Here is a 209-nt window from a genome sequence, read left to right as displayed (position 1 = left end):
CAGGTCGAATGGGTAAATTCAGATTCTTCTGATGCATAGTCCTGGCCATCAACCCTTTGTATTACATAAGCGGTCACCGTGGTGCCATCAGAAACCGAAATCGGTGCCGAGTAGTTGTATTCTGGCGCTGAACCATTCAACACATAGCGGATATCTGGTAGGCCTTGTGCTTGAGTCATTGCTAGTTCTAATTGACCAAACTCATTCAT

At 45.5% G+C, this 209-nt stretch carries 1 protein-coding gene; it reads right to left on the bottom strand.

Annotation, left to right across the window (positions count from 1 at the left end):
* A partial coding sequence (locus A3735_RS10270; protein WP_156499588.1) for a chitobiase/beta-hexosaminidase C-terminal domain-containing protein occupies nt 1-209 on the bottom strand: 209 nt, incomplete at both ends.

It is taken from the genome of Oleiphilus sp. HI0061 (genome assembly GCF_001635675.1).
This window is presented reverse-complemented; position numbering and strand designations above follow the sequence as displayed.